Genomic DNA, 20,920 nt, shown 5'->3' on the forward strand with positions numbered 1-20,920 from the left:
CGTGGCGGCGGAGTGGATCGGCATTCACCCGGGGCATGGCGCGCCCGCCCGGCCGGGAGCCGGGCTTGCCTCGGCCCCGGGTTGCGCTTGCGCCATGTAGGACGGCGCCCGGTGGACGCAGGCCAAAACGACGTGTTACGGTGTAACGCGATGCCACAGCTACCGCTTATCGAACCCAATACCGCCCTGTTTCTCGACTTCGACGGCACGCTGGCCGACCTGGCCCCGCGGCCCGAACTGGTGCAGGTCGAACCAGAACTGGTCGGCACGCTGCGCACGCTGTACCAGCGGCTGGACGGCGCGCTGGCCGTCATCTCGGGGCGGCCGATCATCGAACTCGATCACTTCCTGCAGCCGCTGCAACTGCCCGCGGCCGGCATCCACGGCGCCGAATTCCGCACCGACGGCGGCATGGTGACCAAGACCCCGGCGCCCGGGCTCGAACCCCTGATCCCCCACCTGGAAGCGCTGGTGCACGCCTATCCGGCCCTGCGGCTCGAGCGCAAGTCGGTCGCGGTCGCGATCCACTACCGCCAGGCGCCCGAGCTGGCCGGCATCGTCGATGCCGCGGTCACTGACGTATTGCGCCATGCCGTCGGGCTGGAGGCGCTGCCGGGCAAGATGGTGGTCGAGATCAAGCCCGCCGGCGTCGATAAGGGCGATGCCATCGCGGCCTTCATGAAGGCCGCGCCGTTTGCCGAGCGCGTGCCGCTCTTTGCCGGCGACGACATGACCGACGAACCCGGCTTCGCCGCGGTGCGCAAGCTGGGTGGCCTGGGCGTGCTGGTGGGCCAGCGCGAGACCGTCGCCACGGTAACCGTGCCCGGGCCGGCGGCGCTGCGCAGCTGGCTGCACCGCTCGGCGCATGCGCTGGCGTCGGCGGCCAGCGCCGGCGCAGCGCGCGCCGTGCCCCACGAGGCCGGGCCGGGCCGGGGCCGGCGCCCAACCACATCGTAACGGAGAACCTGCCGTGACCAACCCGAGCAGCCCGGCCGAGCTGGGCAAGCCGCCGACCGAAGGCGTGAATCGAACCGTCGACGGCGGCACGCGCTTTGCCAACCCGTCGCTGTCGCTTGGCATGATCGGCAATTGCGCCATCTCGGCGCTGGTCGATTGCCGCGGGCGCATCGTCTGGTCCTGCCTGCCGCGCTTCGACGGCGACCCGGTGTTCAATGCCTTGCTCGACCCGAGCGAGAACGCCGGCCATTTCTCGATCGAGATCGAGGACTTCCATTCGTCGCGGCAGTGGTACGAGCCCAATACCGCGGTGCTGCGCACGCGGCTGACCGACATCCACGGCAACTGCCTGGAGATCACCGACTTTGTTCCGCGCTTTTTCCGGCTCGGGCGCTATTTCCGCCCGACCACGCTGATTCGCCGCATCCGCCCGGTGCGCGGCGCGCCGCGCGTGCGCGTGGTGGTGGCGCCGCGCTTCGAATGGGGCCGCAAGGCGCCGCACATCACGCGCGGCAGCAGCCACGTGCGCTACATCGGCGACGACATGACCCTGCGCATGACCACCGACGCGCCGCTGGCCTACGTGCTGTCGCACACGCCGTTCCTGGTCACGCGCGGGCACAACTTCATCCTGGGCCCGGACGAGACCCTGGCGCACGGGGTGGAGGAAACCGCGCGCGACTTCGAGCAGGAAACCACCGCCTACTGGCGCCTGTGGAGCCGCCGCCTGGCGGTGCCGCGCGAATGGCAGGACGCAGTGATCCGCGCCGCCATCACGCTGAAGATGTCGCTGTACGAAGAGACCGGCGCCATCGTCGCCGCCATGACCACCAGCATTCCGGAAGCGCCGGGCAGCGGCCGCAACTGGGACTACCGCTTCTGCTGGCTGCGCGATGCCTTCTTCGTGGTGCGCGCGCTCAACAGCCTGTCCGAGGTCGGCACCATGGAGGACTACCTGCGCTGGCTCTCCAACGTGGTGATGCAGTCGCAGGACGGCCATATCCAGCCGCTGTACGGCATCGGCCTGGAGCGCGAGCTGCCCGAAAGCATGCTCGACCACCTGCCCGGCTACCGCGGCATGGGGCCGGTGCGCGTCGGCAACCAGGCGCAGGAGCATTTCCAGCACGACGTCTATGGCAACGTGGTGCTGGGCGCGGCGCAGGCCTTCCATGACCACCGCCTGCTGCATCGCGGCGGCGCGGCCGAGTTCGGCCGCCTCGAAGCGGTGGGCGAGCAGGCGGTGCGGGTGTTCGGCACGCCCGACGCCGGCATGTGGGAGCTGCGCACGCGGGCGCGCGTGCATACCTCGTCGGCGCTGATGAGCTGGGCCGCCTGCGACCGGCTCGCCAAGGTGGCCGAGAAACTGGTGCTGCCCGAGCGCGCCGCATACTGGCACGGCCACGCCAGCCGCATGAAGGAACGCATCCTGGCCGAGTCGTGGAGCGAATCGCGCCAGGCCTTTGCCGAGAGCTTCGGCGGGCGCGAGCTCGACGCCAGCGTGCTGCTGATGGCCGAGGTCAACTTCATCGACCCGCGCGACCCGCGCTTCATCGCCACCGTCAAGGCGCTGGAGACCTCGCTGTGCGACGGCCCCTACATGCGCCGCTACGAGGCCCCGGACGATTTCGGCAAGCCCGAAACCGCGTTCAATATCTGCACCTTCTGGCGCATCGACGCGCTCGCGCGCATCGGCCGCCGCGACGAGGCGCGCGAGATCTTCGAGGCCATGCTGGCCGCGCGCAACCCGCTCGGGCTGCTGTCCGAGGATACCCATCCGGTGACCGGCGAGATGTGGGGCAATTTCCCGCAGACCTATTCGATGGTGGGCCTGATCAATGGCGCCATGCGGCTGTCGGCGCCGTGGGATACGGTGATCTGAGCGGCGAAGCGGCGGCGGCACCCGCGCACGGCAGGCAGTGCCGGCACCCAGGACAAGGAACTGAAGAAAAACATCTATGCCAAGACTTGTAGCTGTATCCAACCGGGTCGCAGATCCACGCAACGTCGCCGCGGGCGGCCTGGCCGTCGCGCTGTCCGAGGCCCTGCGCCAGACCGGCGGCCTGTGGTTCGGCTGGAGCGGCAAGGCGCTGGAAACCGCCCAGGGTGGCACGCCCGGCGAAGGCGACCTGCACCTCCAGCAGGCCGGCAACGTCACGCTGGCCACGGTCGACCTGAGCCGCGAGGACCATGATGCCTATTACCTCGGCTACAGCAACGGCGTGCTGTGGCCGGTGTTCCACTACCGTCTCGACCTGGCCGATTTCGATTCCAACTTCCTCAACGGCTACCGGCGCGTGAACCAGCTGTTCGCGCGCAAGCTGGCGCCGCTGCTGCAGCCCGACGACATCATCTGGATCCACGACTACCACCTGATCCCGCTCGCGTCCGAGCTGCGCGCGATCGGCTGCGGGCAGAAGATCGGCTTCTTCCTGCACGTGCCGCTGCCGCCGCCGCTGATCCTGGCCGCGATCCCGCAGCACGAGTGGCTGATGCGCGCGCTGTTCGCCTACGACCTGCTCGGTTTCCAGAGCCATGCCGACGTCGAGCATTTCTCGCGCTACGTGCAGGCCGAGGCGCAGGCCGAGCCGATGGGCGAGCACCGCTACCGCGCCTTCCACCGCACGGTGCGGGCGCAGGCGTTCCCGATCGGCATCGACGTCGACGAGTTCATGGAACTGGGCCGCGGCGAGGAAGCGCAGGAAACCTACGAGATGATGTGCGCGCAGTACGCGCGCCGCCGGCTGCTGCTGGGCATCGACCGGCTCGACTATTCCAAGGGCCTGCCGCAGCGGCTCAAGGCGTTCTACCGGCTGCTGGCCGAGTACCCCGAGAACCGCTCGAGCGCGACCCTGGTGCAGATCGCCGCGCCCTCGCGCGAATCGGTCGATGCCTATGTCGACCTGCGCCGCGAGATGGAGCAGCTGAGCGGCTCGATCAACGGCGAATTCGGCGAGCTCGACTGGATGCCGGTGCGCTATATCCACCGCACCACCGCGCGCAAGCGGCTGCCCGGGCTGTGCCGCGCCAGCCGCGTGGCGCTGGTGACGCCGCTGCGCGACGGCATGAACCTGGTGGCCAAGGAATTCATCGCGGCGCAGGACCCGGAGGATCCGGGCGTGCTGGTGCTGTCGCGCTTTGCCGGAGCGGCCGAGCAACTGCGCGAGGCGCTGCTGGTCAATCCCTACGACACGCGCGCCACCGCCCAGGCAATCCAGCAGGCGCTGCACATGCCGCTGGCCGAGCGCCAGCAGCGCCACCAGAAGCTGCTGGAGCGCATCCGCGCGCAGGATGTGCACTGGTGGAGCCGTGAGTACCTGCGCGCACTGACTGAGACCGAGGGCGCATAGCGCGCGGCGCGTTCCTGCATAGGGCAGGGCGCGTTGCGGTCGGGGAGCAAGACCATGAGCGAGAACCTGGCAGAGCAATCCTGCACGCCGTGCCGTGGCGGCGTGCCGCCGCTGACGCCCGACGAGGCCGAGGCGCTGTTGCAGCAGGCGCCCGGCTGGGAGCTGGCCGATGGCGCGACGCGGCTGGAACGGCGTTTCACCTTCGGCAATTTCGCGCAGGCGCTGGCATTCGTGAACGGCGTCGGCCAGCTGGCCGAGGCGCAGGGGCATCATCCCGACATCAGCTTTGGCTGGGGACATGCCACGGTGTCGTGGCGCACCAAGAAGATCAAGGGCCTGCACCGCAATGATTTCATCATGGCGGTGAAGACTACGGAGCTGGCCGAGGGGCAGGACGGGGGCGGCTGAGGCTGCTGCGGCGCCTCGCGGGCATGCCTAGCAGCGTTGTCGTTCGAACCACCGTAAGCCGGTCCCCTCTCCCGCCTGCGGGAGAGGGCCAGGGTGAGGGCGGGAGCATCAACGAAGTGAAGGCCGTCGCTATTGCCACCGCCCGCCCTCACCCCCGCCCCTCTCCCGCGCGCGGGAGAGGGGAGCACACCAGCGGGATGGGAAGGCATCCTCAGCCTCAGCGCAGATCCGCCGGCGTATCGATATCCCGGAACGCGCCCTCGTCCTCCGTCAGGATCCGCGTCACCGGCTTGTCCTTCAGCAGCGCGCGCGCGCCTTCGTCGCCATCCAGTTCCAGCAGGGCGTCGCGCCAGGCCGCGCCAAAGCCGACCGGATGTCCGCGCTGGCCGTTGCGCCACGGGGCCGCGATGGTATCGGGCGAGGTGATCGTCAGCGCCACGGCGCGGATCAGCTCCATCGGCAGCCACGGCATGTCGGCCAGCGCCACCACCCAGCCGCGCGCCTCGGGCGTGGCCGCGACCGCGGCGCGCAGCGCCGCGCCCATGCCGGCTTCGGCCTCGGGCGCTTCCAGCACGCGGCAGCCGCCGCGGCGCAGTTCCTCCGCCAGCGCGGGGTTGCCGGGGCGGATCACGGCGATCGATTCCGGCAGCGCCGCGGCCAGCGTGCGGGCGCTGCGCCAGGCCACAGTGCGTCCGCCGGGCAGGGCCTCGAGCAGCTTGTTGCGCTGGCCGGCGGCATCGAAGCGGCGGCCGAAGCCCGCGGCCAGCAGGATGCCGGTGGGCAGGTCGGTGCGGAGCAGGGGAGCGTTGGGGGCGGCGGTCATGGCGGCACTCGCGGGGACGTCAGGCGGGATCGGGCGCCACGTCGCAACTGCTGCCGGTGCTGGCAGCCATTTCGCGCGCGGCCTTGGCGCCTTCCACCTGCAGGATGTCGGGCAGCGACACGTGATTCTTGGCCGCGATGACCTCGGCCAGGATCGAGATCGCTATCTCCGGCGGCGTGCGGCTGCCGATATAGATGCCCACCGGGCCGTGCAGCCGCGCCAGCTGCAGCTCGGTCAGGTCGAATTCCTTGAGCCGTTCGCGGCGCGCCTGGTTGTTGCGGCGCGAGCCCAGCGCGCCCACATAGAAGGCGCGGGTGCGCAGCGCTTCCATCAGCGCCAGGTCGTCCAGCTTGGGGTCGTGGGTCAGCGCGATCACCGCGCAGCGCTCGTCCAGCTTCATGTCGGTGACGGTGTCGTCTGGCATGGTGCGCACCATGGTGACGCCGGCAATGTCCCAGGTCTCGGTGTACTCCTCGCGCGGGTCGCAGACGGTGACCTGGAAGCCCAGGCCGACGGCGATCTGGCACAGGTACTTGGACAGCTGCCCGGCGCCGATCACCAGCATGCGATAGCGCGGGCCGTGGATGGTGAGGAGGGACTTGCCGTCGAACGCCAGCCCGTCGGTGGCGTTGGCCGGGCCCAGCGTGGCCACGCCCGTAGTCATGTCCAGCGTGCGCGCGACCAGCCGGCCGTTCTCAACGGCATCGAGCAGTTCGGCAATGCCGCTGGCCGGCTTGAGCGGCTCGGCGACCAGCTCGATGGTGCCGCCGCACGGCAGGCCAAAGCGGTGCGCCTCCTCGGCGCTGATGCCGTACTTGATCGCTTCGGGGCGGTCCGAAGTGATGCCTTGCCGGCGCACGCGGTCGATGATGTCGTCCTCGATGCAGCCGCCCGAGACCGAGCCCACCACCAGGCCGTCGTCGCGCACCGCCAGCATCGCGCCCTCGGGACGGGGCGACGAGCCCCAGGTCCGCACTACCGTCACCAGCAGCACGCGATGGCCCTGCTGCTGCCACTGCACGCTGTTCTTCAGGACTTCGAGATCCACGCTGTCCATGATCGTTTCCGCTTCGCTTGCTCTGTCGGTTCGTTATCGCCGGCGGCTGCGGCGGGGGCGCCCTCGGCCGCTGGCGTGCTGTCTGTGGCGTCAGGGGTGACGGCCTCGGTGAAGCGCGCAAAGAAGGTGTCAGCCATCTTGCGTGCCGCGGCGTCCACCAGCCGCGAGCCGATCTGTGCGATCTTGCCCCCCACCTGGGCGTTGACGGTATAGGTCAGGACAGTTTCGTCGCCGTCTGGTTCCAGCCGGACCCGGGCACTGCCCTTGCCGAAGCCCGCCGCGCCACCCTGGCCGTCGAAACGGATGGTGTAGCTGTCGGGCGCCTGGATGTCTTCGAGCGCCATGCGGCCCTTGAAGCGCGCCTTGACCGGGCCCACCGCGGCCGTCATGGCCAGCAGGTAGGCGTGGTCGCCGTCGGGCTCGATACTCTCACATCCCGGGATGCATTGCTTGAGCAACTCGGTGTCGTTGAGCGCTTCCCATGCCACCTGCTGCGGGACCGGCAGGCGCTGGCTCTGGTTCATTTCCATGGCGGGGCTTCCTTGTGGGGCGGGGCGGGAATGGCGGTAGTGGCGGCGCGGGCCGGGCCGCCGTGTTCGGACAGCAGCGTCTCGAGCGCCAGCAGGCTGTCCAGGTTATGGGCCGGCCGCAGCGCGTCGACGTGCGGCAGGATGGCCTGCACGCCACGCGCCTGCGGCGTGAAGCCGGGGTAGCGCAGCAGCGGGTTGAGCCAGACGATGCGGTGGGCAAAGCGGCGCAGCCGCGCCATCTCTTCGCCCAGCAGCTCGATCTGCTCGTGATCCAGGCCGTCGGTGACGAGCAGCACGGTGGCGCGCCCGGACAGCGTGCGCCGCGCCCAGTGGCGGTTGAAGCTCGCCAGCGCCGCGCCGATGCGGGTGCCGCCGGCCCAGTCGCGCACCTGGCCTGTGATCACGGCGACGGCTTCGTCGGGATCGCGTTCGCGCAGCGAGCGGGTGATGTTGGTCAGCCGCGTGCCGAACAGGAACACCGCCAGCCGCTCGCGCGACTGCATCAGCGCATGGCAGAAGTACAGCACCGCGCGCGAGTACTGGCTCATCGAGCCGGAGATGTCGAGCAGCAGCACCAGCGGCGGCTTGCGCTCGGCGTGCTTGCGCAATTTCCAGCGCAGCCACTCGCCGTGCTGGCGCACCGCCAGGCGCGCGCTGGCGCGCAGGTCGGCGTGGCTGCCGCAGGTGGCGGCGCGCAGCCGGCGCGTGCGCTGCAGGGCCAGATGGGTGCGGCGGGTGCGCACCAGGTGCTGCAGCGCGCGCCATTCCTGCGCGCTCAGGGTTTCGAAGTCACGTTGCGCCAGGCGCTCCTGATCGGAGAAGGTCAGCGGCACGTGGATGCGTTCCGCCTCGGTCTGCGCCGGGCGCGACGGCATTTCCGGCTGGCGCGCGGCGAGCGCATCGGCAAGACGGTTGCTGCGCCTGGGGGGCGGCGCGCCCGCGTCGACACGCGGCAGCAGCAGAGCGCGCAGCTTGCCTTCCCAGTCGGGATCGCGCCAGAACAGGTCGAAGGCGGCGTCGAACAGGGGGCGTTGGTCGGGACCGGACAGCACCAGCGCCGCCAGCGCGGCGCGCACCTCGTCGCGCTGGCCGATATCGACCAGGCGTAGCGCGGCCAGGGCATCGACCGCGTGCGCCGGCGACAGGGCGAAGCCGCCATCGCGCAGCAGCCGCATGAAGTGGGTGACGTTGCGCGCCAGCACCGGCAGTCCCCCCTGCGGACCGCGGCTGCGCGCGCCGGCGTGCAGCATCGGCACGGCTCAGCCTCCCGGCGTGGCGCGCGCCAGCAATTCCGCCACGGTGGGGCCGTCGACGCGTGCCAGGTCGTCCTGGTATTTGAGCAGCACGCCCAGGGTATCGCGCACCGATTGCGGATCGAGCTCGGTGGTGCCCAGCGCCGCCAGCGCGCGGCACCAGTCGATGGCCTCGGCGATGCCGGGCGCCTTGAACAGGTCGATGCCGCGCAGCCGGTGCACGAAGTCGATCGCCTGCACCTGCAGCGCGGCCGCGGCCTCGGGTGCGCGCGCGGCGACGATCTGCAGCTCGCGGTCGCGTTCGGGATAGCCCACCCACTGGTACAGGCAACGGCGCTTGAGCGCGTCGTGGACCTCGCGTGTGCGGTTGGAGGTGATCACGATCAGAGGGGGCCGCTCGGCGCGGATCACGCCGATTTCGGGAATCGAAACCTGGAATTCGGACAGCACCTCGAGCAGGAAGGCCTCGAACGGTTCGTCGGCGCGGTCGATCTCGTCGATCAGCAGCACGCGCGGCACGCCCGGTGCGGCGGGATCGGGCAGCAGCGACTCCAGCAGGGGGCGCTTGAGCAGGTAGTCGTCGTGGTACAGCGACTGCGCCTCGGGCCGCTCGCCACGGGCTTCGGCCAGGCGCAGCGCCATGATCTGGCGGGGGTAGTCCCATTCATACAGCGCGCTGGCGGCGTCGAGTCCTTCATAGCACTGAAGCCGCAGCAGACGCGTGCCGAGCACGCCGGCCATCGCCTGCGCCAGTGCGGTCTTGCCGACGCCGGGCTCGCCTTCGAGGAACAGCGGCCGCTGCATGCGCATGGCAAGGTAGAGCACCGTGGCGGTTTCGCGGTCGGCGAAGTATTGCTGGTGTTCGAGCTGGGCGAGGGTGTCGTCGATGGAAGTGGGGAGCATGAAGAGATCTATATTGCCGACGCGTCTCGCACGCCAGCGGTTTGCTCCCCTCTCCCACTTGTGGGAGAGGGGCGGGGGGTGAGGGCGGGCGCTGGCAACTGCGACGGCGCTCACTTCGTGGAGGCGCCGGCCCCCACCCCCGGCCCCTCTCCCGCGTTGCGGGAGAGGGGAGACCACAACGGGGGGACGCGAAGCGCTATCAGCCTTTGGTCGCCGCCTCCACCGCCCTGGCCGCCAGCACCGGAATCAGATGCGCCCGGTACTCCGCCGACGCATGCAGGTCGGTATTCAGCTTCCCCGCATCGACCTTCACCCCACGCGCCGCCTGCGCGCTGAAGTCGGCCGACAACGCCTGCTCCAGCGGCTGGCACCGGAACACGCTGTCGGCAGCTCCGGTGACCGCCACGCGCACCGTATTCTTTGAGCGCGCCACCATCACCCCCACCAGCGCAAAGCGCGATGCGGGATTGTGGAACTTCACATATGCCGCCTGATCCGGGATCGGGAAGCGCACCGCGGTGATCAGTTCGTCCGGCTCCAGCGCGGTCTCATACAGACCCTTGAAAAAATCATCCGCCGCGATGCTGCGCCGGTCGGTGACCACCGTAGCGCCCAGCCCCAGCACCGCCGCCGGATAGCAGGCCGCCGGATCATCATTGGCCAGCGCGCCGCCGATGGTGCCCATCGCGCGCACCTGGCGGTCGCCGATGCCGCCTGCCAGCGCCGCCAGCGCCGCGATGCGCTGGCGCACCTCGGCGTTGGCTTCGACGTCGGCATGACGCGCCGCGGCGCCGATGACGATCTCCTTGCCTTCGACGCGGATCGCGGCCATGCCGGGGATGCGCGCGACGTCGACCAGCGTCGACGGCGATGCCAGCCGCAGCTTCATCGCCGCCAGCAGGCTCTGGCCGCCGCCCAGGAACTTGGCGTCGGGATCGGCCTTGAGTTTGGCCACTGCCGCCTTGGCATCCGCGGCGCGTTCAAAGTTGAATGCGTACATGTCGGTTTCCTTTGCGGTGCGGTGGCTCAGGGCTGGGGCTGGGCCGCCTGGATCGCCTGCCACACGCGATGCGGCGTGGCGGGCATCTGCACGTCCTTCACGCCCAGCGGCGACAGCGCATCGACCAGCGCGTTGATGAACGCCGGCGGCGAGCCGATGGCGCCGGCCTCGCCGCAGCCTTTCACGCCCAGCGGGTTGTGCGTGCACGGCGTGCCGCTGGCGGTCTCGACGGTGAAGTCGGGCAGGTCGCCGGCGCGCGGCATGGCGTAGTCCATGTACGAGCCGGTCAGCAGCTGGCCGCTGTCGTGGTCGTAGACGCACTGCTCCAGCATGGCCTGGCCAAGCCCCTGGCCTATGCCGCCATGCACCTGGCCCTCGACGATCATCGGGTTGATGATGTTGCCGAAGTCGTCGACCGCGGTGAACTTGACCACCTGCGACGCGCCGGTGTCGGGATCGACTTCCACCTCGCACACATAGGCGCCGGATGGGTAGGTGAAATTGGTCGGGTCGTAGAACGCGTTTTCGTTCAGGCCCGGCTCGAGCTTGTCGAGCGGGTAGTTGTGCGGCACGTAGGCGCTCAGCGCGACCTCGCCGAAGGTCTTGGTGCGGTCGGTGCCGGCCACGCGGAACACGCCGTTGCTGAACTCGATGTCGCTGTCCGATGCCTCCAGCAGGTGCGCGGCGATCTTCTTGGCCTTGGCCTCGATCTTGTCGAGCGCCTTGACGATGGCCGAGCCGCCCACCGCCAGCGAGCGCGAGCCGTAGGTGCCCATGCCGAACGGCACGCGCCCGGTGTCGCCGTGCACGATCTCGACCTGGTCGAGCTGCAGCCCGAGGCGGTCGGCCACTACCTGCGCGAAGGTGGTCTCGTGCCCCTGGCCGTGGCTGTGCGAGCCGGTGAAGACCGTCACCGTGCCGGTCGGATGCACGCGGATCTCGCCGACTTCGAACAGGCCCGCGCGTGCGCCGAGCGCGCCGGCGATGTTCGACGGTGCCAGCCCGCACGCTTCGATGTAGCAGGAATAGCCGAGGCCGCGCAGCTTGCCGCGTTGTTTGGCTTCAACGCGCCGGGCCGGGAAGCCCTTGACGTCGGCCAGCTCCTGCGCGCGCGCCAGGCAGGGCTCGTAGTCGCCGGTGTCGTAGGTCAGGCCCACCGGGGTCGCGTACGGGAACTGGCGGATGAAGTTCTTGCGGCGCAGCTCGGCCGGATCGATGTTCAGTTCGCGCGCGGCGGTCTCGACCAGGCGCTCGACCACGAAGGTCGCTTCGGGCCGTCCCGCGCCGCGGTATGCATCGACCGGCGCGGTATTGGTGAACACCGCCTTGACCTCCGCATAGATCGCCGGCGTGGCGTACTGGCCGGCCAGCAGCGTCGCGTACAGGATGGTCGGCACGCTGCTGGCGAAGGTCGACAGGTAGGCGCCCATATTGGCCACCGTATGCACCCGCATCGCCAGGAACTTGCCGTCGGCGTCGAGCGCCAGCTCGGCCCGGGTCACGTGGTCGCGGCCGTGCGCATCGGTCAGGAAGGACTCGCTACGATCCGCGGTCCACTTGACCGGCCGGCCGACTTTCTTCGACGCCCAGGTCAGCGCCACGTCCTCGGGATACAGGAAGATCTTCGAGCCGAACCCGCCGCCGACATCGGGCGCGATGATGCGCAGCCGCGATTCGGGCAGGCCCAGCACGAACGCGCCCATCAGCAGGCGTTCGACATGCGGGTTCTGGCTGGCGACGTAGACGGTGTAGCTGTCGTCCTGGCGCGCATAGCTGGCGTTGACCGCGCGCGGCTCGATCGCGTTGGGAATCAGCCGGTTGTTGACGATCTCCAGCGTGGTCACGTGCGCGGCCTTGGCGAAGGCGGCGTCGGTGGCGGCCTTGTCGCCATGGCCCCAGGTGTAGCAGGTGTTGGCCGGCACGTCGTCATGCACCAGCGTCGACGCCGACGCGGCATCGGCGGCGCCGACCACGGCCGGCAGCTCTTCGTAGTCGACCTCGATCTGCTCGGCGGCGTCGCGCGCCTGCTGCAGAGTCTCGGCAATCACCAGCGCCACCTGGTCGCCGACGTGGCGCACCTTGTCGTGGGCGATCACCGGGTGCGGCGGCTCTTTCATCGGCGTGCCATCGATGCTGTGGATCAGCCAGCCGCAGGGCAGGCCGCCGACCTTGTCGGTGGCAAGCTCGGCGCCGGTCAGCACGGCGATCACGCCGGGCGCGGCCTGCGCCGCGCTCTTGTCGATGGCGCGGATGCGCGCGTGCGCGTGCGGCGAGCGCAGGAAGTACCCGTAGCTCTGCTGCGGCAGCACGATGTCGTCGGTGTACTGGCCGTTGCCGGTCAGGTAGCGATAGTCTTCCTTGCGCTTGACCGAGGCCCCCACCAGGCGCTGGTTCTCAGGTGCGTTCATGGCGGTCTCCCTCATTCGGCGCTGGACTGCATGGCCGCCTGGCCCTGCTGCACCGCGCGCACGATATTGTGGTAGCCGGTGCAGCGGCACAGGTTGCCTTCCAGGTGCTTGCGGATGGTGGCGGCGTCGGCGCCGGGATGTTCCTGGACCAGTGCGGTCGCGCTCATCACCATGCCCGGCGTGCAGAAGCCGCATTGCAGCCCGTGGCATTCGCGGAAGGCCTCCTGCATCGGATGCAGGCCGTTGCCGACCTTGTCGCCGGCCAGTCCTTCGATGGTGGTCACGGTGGCGCCGTCCGCCTGCAGCGCCAGCAGGTTGCACGACTTGACCGCGCGGCCGTCGAGGTGCACCGTGCAGGCGCCGCACTGCGCGGTGTCGCAGCCGACGTGGGTGCCGGTCAGGCGCAGCTGTTCGCGCAGGAACTGGACCAGGAGGGTGTTGGGTTCTACCTGCGCGTCAACGGGCTTGCCGTTGACCGTCAGGCGGATCGGAATCGCCATGCTTGTCTCCATGTGGGGTGGACGCGCATGACCAATACCCAGATCCCCAAAGCAAAGCGCGGGACTGGCCACGACGCGGTACTGCCGCTTAAGACGGCTATAGGACGGCTAATTCGTGATATTGGTGCTGCCGCTGCAACTGCTGTTGGTGCGCCAGCGAACCTTGCGGCCGGCGCATCGGCACGGCCGGCGAACGTTTGGCCGCGACAGGCTCTAACAGTTAATCACAAATCCCGCACAGGTGCCATGTGGTTTGCCCGCGCCCCGTTTGGGGCACGGCCCGCTAGAATGAGCCGGGCCACCGGCCCTGTCCCCTTACATGGAAGCCTTCTTCGACTGGCTGTTCGAAACCGTTGCCTTGCCCAAGGTAGGCCTGCCCGCGATCTTCGTGGTCAGCCTGGTGTCGGCCACCTTGCTGCCGCTCGGCTCCGAGCCCGCCGTGTTCGGCTACGTCAAGCTCGATCCGCAGATGTTCTGGCCGGCGATCCTGGTGGCCACCGCCGGCAACACGGTCGGCGGCGCGATCGACTGGTGGCTGGGCTACGCCGCCAAGCTGGCGCTGGTGCGCTACCACAAGCGCCGCCGCGCGCGCGAGCACGAGGCCGAGCACCTGGAGCACCGCGCCCACGCGCGCAAGCCGCCCAAGCCCAAGCTCGATGTCCGCTACTTCCGCTGGATGCGCCGGCTGGGCCCGCCCACGCTGCTGCTGTCGTGGCTGCCTGCTGTTGGTGATCCGTTGTGCACTTTGGCGGGCTGGCTGCGCCTGTCATTCTGGCCCAGCCTGGCGTGGATGGCCGTGGGCAAGTTCCTGCGCTACCTGGTCATGACCGCAGGCCTGATGTGGATCCCGGACACTTTCTGGCAGAACATTGCGCACACGTTAAAGGCCTGGTTCTGATGGCCGGGCGGCTCCGGCGCCGTTTTCGCGGCCGGATACGGCCGCCACGCAGCGCTAATCCCTTGTTCCGACAAGGATTCCGTCATGCTGCGGTGCGGCGAAAGCAGGGCTTGCAGTACAATCGCCCTTTACTGAACGATTCGCGCACTGTCCCCGTGCGCAGCAGGAAGCGGTCCCCCCATGAACGCCCCACTCGTGCTCGACGCCAAGCTCGCCGCGCAGGACGCCCCGCCGCGCCTGCGTGAAATCCCCTATAACTACACGTCCTTCTCGGACCGCGAGATTGTCATCCGCCTGCTGGGCGAAGAGGCCTGGCGCATCCTGGACGAGCTGCGCAGCGAGCGCCGGACCGGCCGCTCGGCCCGCATGCTGTACGAGGTGCTGGGCGATATCTGGGTGGTGCGCCGCAACCCCTACCTGCAGGACGACCTGCTGGAAAATCCCAAGCGCCGCCAGATGCTGGTGAGCGCGCTGCACCACCGCCTCAACGAGATCGAGAAGCGCCGCGCCGCCGACCGTGCCGAGCACGCCGAGCCCGCCGCCGAGGACCGCTCGCACCGCGTGGAGCAGCTGGTCGCCTTCGCCAAGCAGGCGATCGAAGATTTCAAGAACGAATTCGCCGCCGCCTACGACCTGCGCAAGCGCGCGCAGCGCGTGCTGGGCCGCGTCACGCAGAAGGACAACATCAAGTTCGACGGCCTGTCGCGCGTGTCGCACGTGACCGACGCCACCGACTGGCGCGTGGAATACCCGTTCGTGGTGCTGACGCCGGATACCGAGGAAGAGATCGCCGGGCTGGTCAAGGGCTGCTTCGAACTCGGCCTGACCATCATCCCGCGCGGGGGCGGCACCGGCTACACCGGCGGCGCCGTGCCGCTGACGCCGATGAGCGCGGTGATCAATACCGAGAAGCTGGAACAGCTGGGGCCGGTCGAGCAGACCGACCTGCCGGGTGTGCCGCACCAGGTCGCGACCATCTTCTCCGGCGCCGGCGTGGTGACGCGCCGCGTCGCCGATGCCGCCGATCGCGCTGGCCTGGTGTTCGCGGTCGATCCGACTTCGATCGACGCTTCGTGCATCGGCGGCAATGTCGCCATGAACGCCGGCGGCAAGAAGGCCGTGCTGTGGGGCACCGCGCTCGACAACCTGGCCTGGTGGCGCATGGTGGATCCGGAGGGCAACTGGCTGGAAATCACCCGGCTGGACCACAACCTGGGCAAGATCCACGACGTGCCGGTGGCCACCTTCGAGCTGAAGTGGTCGGACGGCAATCGCGCCCCGGGCGAGAAGGTGCTGCGCACCGAGACGCTCGCCATCGAAGGCCGCAAGTTCCGCAAGGAAGGCCTGGGCAAGGACGTCACCGACAAGTTCCTGGCCGGCCTGCCCGGCGTGCAGAAGGAAGGCTGCGACGGCATCATCACCAGCGCGCGCTGGATCCTGCACCGCATGCCGAAGTTCATCCGCACCGTGTGCCTGGAGTTCTTCGGCCAGGCGCGCGACGCCATCCCCAGCATCGTCGAGATCAAGGACTTCCTCGATGCGGAGACCAAAAAGCCCGGCGGCGCCATCCTGGCCGGCCTGGAGCACCTGGACGAGCGCTACCTGCGCGCGGTCGGCTATGCCACCAAGAGCAAGCGCAACGCCTTCCCGAAGATGGTGCTGATCGGCGATATCGTCGGCGACGATGAAGACGCCGTGGCGCGCGCCACCTCGGAAGTGATCCGCATGGCCAACGGCAAGAGCGGCGAAGGCTTTATCGCCGTCAGCCCGGAGGCCCGCAAGAAGTTCTGGCTCGACCGCTCGCGCACTGCGGCGATCGCGAAGCACACCAACGCCTTCAAGATCAACGAAGACGTGGTGATCCCGCTCAACCGCATGGGCGAGTACACCGACGGCATCGAGCGCATCAATATCGAGCTGTCGATCAAGAGCAAGCTGCAGCTGGTCGACACGCTGGAAGCGTTCTTCGCGCGCGGCAACCTGCCGCTGGGCCGCAGCGACGACGCCAACGAGATTCCCAGCGCCGAGCTGCTGGAAGACCGCGTGCAGCACGCGCTGACGCTGCTGCGCGAGATCCGCGCGCGCTGGCGCTATCTGCAAGCCCATCTCGACACGCCGCTGGCGCAGGCCAGGGCCTCGCTGATCGGGCACGGGCTGGGACTGCTGGGCCAGGAGTTCGAGGCGCGGCTGCAGCAGCAGCCGGACGCGACCGTGTTCCACCTGCTGCAGGACCGCACCATCCGCGTGTCGTGGAAGACCGAGATCCGCGCCGAGCTGCGCAAGATCTTCAACGGCGGCGAGTTCAAGCCGATCCTGGACGAAGCCCAGAAGATCCACAAGCAGGTGCTGCGCGGCCGCGTCTTCGTCGCGCTGCACATGCACGCCGGCGACGGCAATGTGCACACTAACATCCCGGTCAACTCCGACGACTACGACATGCTGCAGGACGCGCACCGCGCGGTGGCCCGCATCATGGACCTGGCGCGTTCGCTGGACGGCGTGATTTCCGGCGAGCACGGCATCGGCATCACCAAGCTGGAGTTCCTGACCGAGGAAGAGATCGGCGACTTCCGCGCCTACAAGCAGAAGGTCGACCCGCAGGGCCGCTTCAACAAGGGCAAGCTCCTGCCTGGCGCCGACCTGCGCAATGCCTACACGCCGTCGTTCGGCCTGATGGGGCATGAGTCGATCATCATGCAGCAGAGCGACATCGGCGCGATTGCCGAGAGCGTCAAGGACTGCCTGCGCTGCGGCAAGTGCAAGCCGGTGTGCGCCACGCACGTGCCGCGTGCCAACCTGCTGTACAGCCCGCGCAACAAGATCCTGGCGACCTCGCTGCTGGTCGAGGCCTTCCTGTATGAAGAGCAGACCCGCCGCGGCATCTCGGTCAAGCACTGGGACGAGTTCTCCGACGTGGCCGACCACTGCACGGTTTGCCACAAGTGCGTGACGCCGTGCCCGGTCAAGATCGACTTCGGCGACGTGTCGATGAACATGCGCAACCTGCTGCGCAAGATGGGGCAGAAGAAGTTCAATCCCGGTACCGCGGCGTCGATGTTCTTCCTCAACGCCACCAACCCCGAGACCATCAACCTGACCCGCAAGGTCATGATCGACTGGGGCTACAAGGCGCAGCGCCTGGGCAACGAGGTGCTGAAGAAGCTGGCGAAGAAGCAGACCGCGCATCCGCCCGCGACGGTTGGCAAGCCGCCGGTGCGCGAGCAGGTGATCCACTTCATCAACAAGAAGATGCCGGGCAACCTGCCCAAGAAGACCGCGCGCGCGCTGCTCGACATCGAAGACAACGAGATCGTGCCGATCATCCGCGACCCCAAGGCGACCACGCCGGAAACGGAAGCGGTGTTCTACTTCCCGGGCTGCGGCTCGGAGCGGCTGTTCTCGCAGGTGGGGCTGGCGACGCAGGCGATGCTGTGGCATGTCGGCGTGCAGACCGTGCTGCCACCGGGCTACCTGTGCTGCGGCTATCCGCAGCGCGGCAATGGCCAGTACGACAAGGCCGAGAAGATCGTCACCGACAACCGCGTGCTGTTCCATCGCGTCGCCAACACGCTGAACTACCTCGACATCAAGACCGTGGTGGTCAGCTGCGGCACCTGCTACGACCAGCTCGCGGGCTATGAATTCGACAAGATCTTCCCGGGCTGCCGCATCATCGACATCCACGAGTACCTGCTCGAGAAGGGCGTCAGGCTGGAGGGCGTGACCGGTACGCGCTACATGTACCACGATCCCTGCCACACGCCGATCAAGACCGTCGATCCGACCAAGCTGGTCAACGACCTGATGGGCGGTAACGCCGGCCTGGGCAAGATCGAGAAGAACGAGCGCTGCTGCGGCGAGTCGGGCACGCTGGCGGTGACGCGTCCTGACATTTCGACCCAGGTCCGCTTCCGCAAGGAAGAGGAAATGACCAGGGGCGCCGACAAGCTGCGCGCCGACGGCTTCACCGGCGACGTCAAGATCCTGACCAGCTGCCCGTCGTGCCTGCAGGGCCTGTCGCGCTACAAGGAAGACGCGTCGGTGCAGGCGGATTACATCGTGATCGAGATGGCCAAGCACCTGCTGGGCGAGAACTGGATGCCCGAGTATGTGGCCAAGGCCAATGCGGGTGGCATTGAACGGGTGCTGGTGTAAGGCGGCTACCTTCCCGTTACCCGCGGGTTTGCTCCACTCTCCCGCGCGCGGGAGAGTGGCCGGGAGAGAGGGCCGGCGCCTCGCATGGCGACGTCGTTCACTTCGTGGAGCCTCTCGCCCTCTCCCCCAACCCCTCTCCCGCAAGCGGGAGAGGGGAGACCACACTCAGCAAGAAAGGTACGCACCACGATGCCCCGCACCCCCCACTGCCCCCTCTGCGAAACCGACGGCGGCGAACTGGTCTGGATGGGCGACCGTGCCCGCCTGATCCTGGTCGAGCATGACCGCTTCCCCGGCTTCTGCCGCATCGTCTGGAACGACCACGTCGCCGAGCTGAGCGATCTGGATGACGGCGACCAGGCCTGGCTGATGCGGCTGGTCGCGCGCGTCGAGCGCGTGGTGCGCGAGGTGATGGCGCCCGACAAGGTCAACCTGGCGGCGTTCGGCAACATGGTGCCGCACCTGCACTGGCACATCATCCCGCGCTACCGCTGGGACACGCATTTCCCCGAGGCGATCTGGGCCGCGCCGCAGCGCGCGGCCGACGCCGCGCGCGTGCAGGAACTGGCCGGCCGGCTGCCGGCGCTGCGTACCGCGCTTGCGCTGGTCCAGGCGGACGACGCCTGAAGCCGGGCGCGGAACCCGCGCCGGCCAGCGACCGTCTGAATGCTGATGCCGCCGCGGTCGCGCCTGCGCCGCGGCACCAGAACAACAGCCCGGCCAGGGAGCGCGCTGGCGGGCCAGAAAGCTGCCGCTATGTCCTCGACCCCGACTTCCGTCACCGTACCGGGCCCGGCCGTTCCCGCCCGGGCCCTCAAGATCCAGAGCCGGCTGCGCATGGCCGCGACCTGGGCGCTGATCAAGCCCTACTGGAAATCCGAAGACCGCCTCGCCGGGCTGGGGTTGCTGGCGCTGGTGGTGGTGCTCAACCTGGGCATCGTCTATATCAACGTGCTGCTCAACGAATGGAACCGCGTGTTCTACAACGCGCTGGAGCAGCGCGACTATGCCTCGTTCAAGGTGCTGCTGCTGCGCTTCTCGTGGATCGCGGCGTTCTTCATCGTCGCGGCGATCTCGCGCCAGTACTACACCATGATGCTGCAGATGCGCTGGCGTACCTGGATGACCGGACGCTTCATGGGCCACTGGCTCGGGCACCAGGCCTATTACCGCATCGAACAGACCCACGCCACCGACAACCCCGACCAGCGGATTGCCGATGACCTGCGCCTGTTCACCGACGGGGCGCTGTCGCTGTCGCTGGGGCTGCTCAACTCGGTGGTGACGCTGCTGTCCTTCGTCGGCATCCTCTGGACCGTGTCGGGGCCGATCAGCTTCGCGCTGGGCGGCACCGAGTGGACCATCCCCGGGTACATGGTGTGGTTCGCCGCCGGCTATGCGGTGATCGGCTCGCTGGTGGCGCACGTGGTCGGCCGGCCGCTGATCGGGCTGAACTTCCAGCAGGAACAGTACGAAGCTGACTTCCGTTTCACGCTGGTGCGCCTGCGCGAGAACAGCGAGCCGGTGGCGCTGTACCGCGGCGAGCCGACCGAGCAGGCAGGCCTGCACGCGCGCTTCGACCGCATCCGCGCCAACTGGAACCAGCTGATGCGCTATACGCGGCGGCTGACCTTCGTCAGTTCCGGCTACGCGCAGTTCGCCATCATCTTCCCGATCCTGGTGGCGGCGCCACGCTATTTCGCCGGCAAGATGACGCTGGGCGGGCTGATGCAGACCAGCTCGGCGTTCGGGCAGGTGCAGGGCGCGCTGTCGTGGTTCGTCGACAGCTATGCCACGCTGGTGGGCTGGAAGGCGGCGGCCAACCGCCTGATCGACTTCCAGGAGGCCATCCGCGTGGCCGAGCGGCAGGATGCGTCGCAGGACGGCAGCCGCGATATCGAGGTGGCGTACCACGGCGAGCCGCGGCACGGCATCGCCATCGACAGCCTGGCGCTGGCCTTGCCGGTGCGCGCCGCGCGCGGCGCGGCGCTGGGCCAGCGGCTGCTGGTGGCGCCGTTTTCCCTGACGGTGGCGCCGGGAGAGCGCTGGCTGGTCAGCGGTCCGTCGGGCTGCGGCAAGAGCGTGCTGTTCCGCGCGCTGGCCGGGATCTGGCCGTACGGCAGCGGCACCGTGACCATGCCGGAGGGCGCGCGCCGGCTGTTCCTGCCGCAGCGCAGCTACCTGCCGATCGGCACGCTGGCCGATGCGCTGGCCTATCCGGACGCCGGCACCGAACACAGCAAGGATGTGCTGCAGGCGGCGCTGCGCCAGACCCGCCTGGCCGCGCTGGCGGACCAGCTCGATGTGTTCGACAACTGGTCGCTACGGCTGTCGCCGGGCGAGCAGCAGCGCCTGGCCTTTGCCCGCGCGCTGCTGCAGCAGCCGGATTACCTGTTCCTCGACGAAGCCACCAGCGCGCTGGACGAGGATACCGAGCGCGCCATGTACCAGCTGATGGTGGAGCAGTTGCCACAAACGGCCATCGTCAGCATTGCGCACCGCAGCACCGTGGCGGCGTTCCACCAGCGCCGGCTGCGTTACGTGCCGCAGGACGGCGAGGCGGCCCGGGCTGCGCAAGCCGGCGAGCCTGGGGTAAGCTATCGGGTCGTATGCGAAGCGTGATGCGGGGCTGCCGTGGCAGCCGGCGCGGCCACGGCGGCATCATGCGGCAATCATCCTCA

General features: G+C 68.9%; 16 protein-coding genes. 8 read left to right on the forward strand and 8 right to left on the reverse strand.

The window, feature by feature from the left end; genetic code table 11:
* The first annotated feature begins 150 nt into the window (after window positions 1-150).
* The 4 genes from otsB to CBM2586_RS01970 all read left to right on the forward strand — a co-directional run bounded on the left by otsB (window position 151) and on the right by CBM2586_RS01970 (window position 4,712).
* Window positions 151-957 carry a trehalose-phosphatase gene (otsB, locus tag CBM2586_RS01955; RefSeq protein ID WP_115663062.1) on the forward strand — a complete coding sequence of 269 codons (807 nt, stop codon included), beginning with the start codon at window positions 151-153 and terminating at the stop codon, window positions 955-957.
* Between the two features lie 13 nt (window positions 958-970).
* On the forward strand, window positions 971-2,836 hold the full coding sequence (locus CBM2586_RS01960; protein WP_115686705.1) for a glycoside hydrolase family 15 protein: 1,866 nt from the start codon (window positions 971-973) through the stop codon (window positions 2,834-2,836).
* A gap of 76 nt (window positions 2,837-2,912) precedes the next feature.
* Window positions 2,913-4,304, forward strand: a complete 1,392-nt coding sequence (gene otsA / locus CBM2586_RS01965; RefSeq protein WP_018008747.1) for an alpha,alpha-trehalose-phosphate synthase (UDP-forming) — start codon at window positions 2,913-2,915, stop codon at window positions 4,302-4,304.
* A gap of 54 nt (window positions 4,305-4,358) precedes the next feature.
* Entirely contained in the window at window positions 4,359-4,712 is a 354-nt protein-coding gene (locus CBM2586_RS01970) for a 4a-hydroxytetrahydrobiopterin dehydratase (protein WP_115686706.1), read from the forward strand.
* Window positions 4,713-4,929: 217 nt separating this feature from the next.
* Here the strand turns inward: CBM2586_RS01970 and CBM2586_RS01975 are convergent, their stop codons facing one another.
* From CBM2586_RS01975 to CBM2586_RS02010, 8 genes are all read right to left on the reverse strand, one after another.
* Window positions 4,930-5,535, reverse strand: coding sequence for a nucleotidyltransferase family protein (locus CBM2586_RS01975; RefSeq protein WP_115663059.1), 606 nt, complete (start codon window positions 5,533-5,535; stop codon window positions 4,930-4,932).
* A 19-nt stretch (window positions 5,536-5,554) separates the two neighbouring features.
* Window positions 5,555-6,592, reverse strand: a complete 1,038-nt coding sequence (locus CBM2586_RS01980; protein WP_115686707.1) for an XdhC family protein — start codon at window positions 6,590-6,592, stop codon at window positions 5,555-5,557.
* Window positions 6,565-7,122 carry a CoxG family protein gene (locus tag CBM2586_RS01985; RefSeq protein WP_092307626.1) on the reverse strand — a complete coding sequence of 186 codons (558 nt, stop codon included), beginning with the start codon at window positions 7,120-7,122 and terminating at the stop codon, window positions 6,565-6,567. The genes CBM2586_RS01980 and CBM2586_RS01985 overlap by 28 nt, the downstream gene beginning before the upstream one ends.
* Entirely contained in the window at window positions 7,113-8,372 is a 1,260-nt protein-coding gene (locus tag CBM2586_RS01990) for a vWA domain-containing protein (protein ID WP_115686708.1), read from the reverse strand. The genes CBM2586_RS01985 and CBM2586_RS01990 overlap by 10 nt, the downstream gene beginning before the upstream one ends.
* Window positions 8,373-8,381: 9 nt before the next feature.
* The gene (locus tag CBM2586_RS01995; RefSeq protein ID WP_115686709.1) at window positions 8,382-9,278 is read right to left on the reverse strand and encodes an AAA family ATPase; all 897 of its coding nucleotides are present in this window, start codon (window positions 9,276-9,278) and stop codon (window positions 8,382-8,384) included.
* Between the two features lie 199 nt (window positions 9,279-9,477).
* On the reverse strand, window positions 9,478-10,278 hold the full coding sequence (locus tag CBM2586_RS02000; protein WP_115663055.1) for an FAD binding domain-containing protein: 801 nt from the start codon (window positions 10,276-10,278) through the stop codon (window positions 9,478-9,480).
* Between the two features lie 26 nt (window positions 10,279-10,304).
* Entirely contained in the window at window positions 10,305-12,686 is a 2,382-nt protein-coding gene (locus tag CBM2586_RS02005) for a xanthine dehydrogenase family protein molybdopterin-binding subunit (protein ID WP_115686710.1), read from the reverse strand.
* Window positions 12,687-12,697: 11 nt separating this feature from the next.
* Complete coding sequence (locus CBM2586_RS02010; RefSeq protein WP_115663053.1) at window positions 12,698-13,186, reverse strand: (2Fe-2S)-binding protein; 489 nt, start codon at window positions 13,184-13,186, stop codon at window positions 12,698-12,700.
* Between the two features lie 319 nt (window positions 13,187-13,505).
* Between CBM2586_RS02010 and CBM2586_RS02015 the strand changes: the two genes are divergently transcribed.
* From CBM2586_RS02015 to CBM2586_RS02030, 4 genes are all read left to right on the forward strand, one after another.
* Window positions 13,506-14,084, forward strand: coding sequence for a YqaA family protein (locus CBM2586_RS02015; RefSeq protein WP_115663052.1), 579 nt, complete (start codon window positions 13,506-13,508; stop codon window positions 14,082-14,084).
* Between the two features lie 180 nt (window positions 14,085-14,264).
* The gene (locus CBM2586_RS02020; protein WP_115686711.1) at window positions 14,265-18,239 is read left to right on the forward strand and encodes a DUF3683 domain-containing protein; all 3,975 of its coding nucleotides are present in this window, start codon (window positions 14,265-14,267) and stop codon (window positions 18,237-18,239) included.
* Window positions 18,240-18,428: 189 nt separating this feature from the next.
* Window positions 18,429-18,866: an HIT family protein gene (locus CBM2586_RS02025; protein WP_115686712.1), complete on the forward strand. Its 438-nt coding sequence runs from the start codon at window positions 18,429-18,431 to the stop codon at window positions 18,864-18,866.
* Window positions 18,867-18,995: 129 nt separating this feature from the next.
* A complete protein-coding gene (locus tag CBM2586_RS02030; protein ID WP_115686713.1) occupies window positions 18,996-20,861 on the forward strand; it encodes an ABC transporter ATP-binding protein/permease in 1,866 nt (621 codons plus the stop codon).
* Window positions 20,862-20,920 lie beyond the last annotated feature (59 nt).

It is taken from the genome of Cupriavidus taiwanensis (assembly GCF_900250115.1).
Lineage (GTDB): Bacteria > Pseudomonadota > Gammaproteobacteria > Burkholderiales > Burkholderiaceae > Cupriavidus > Cupriavidus taiwanensis_B.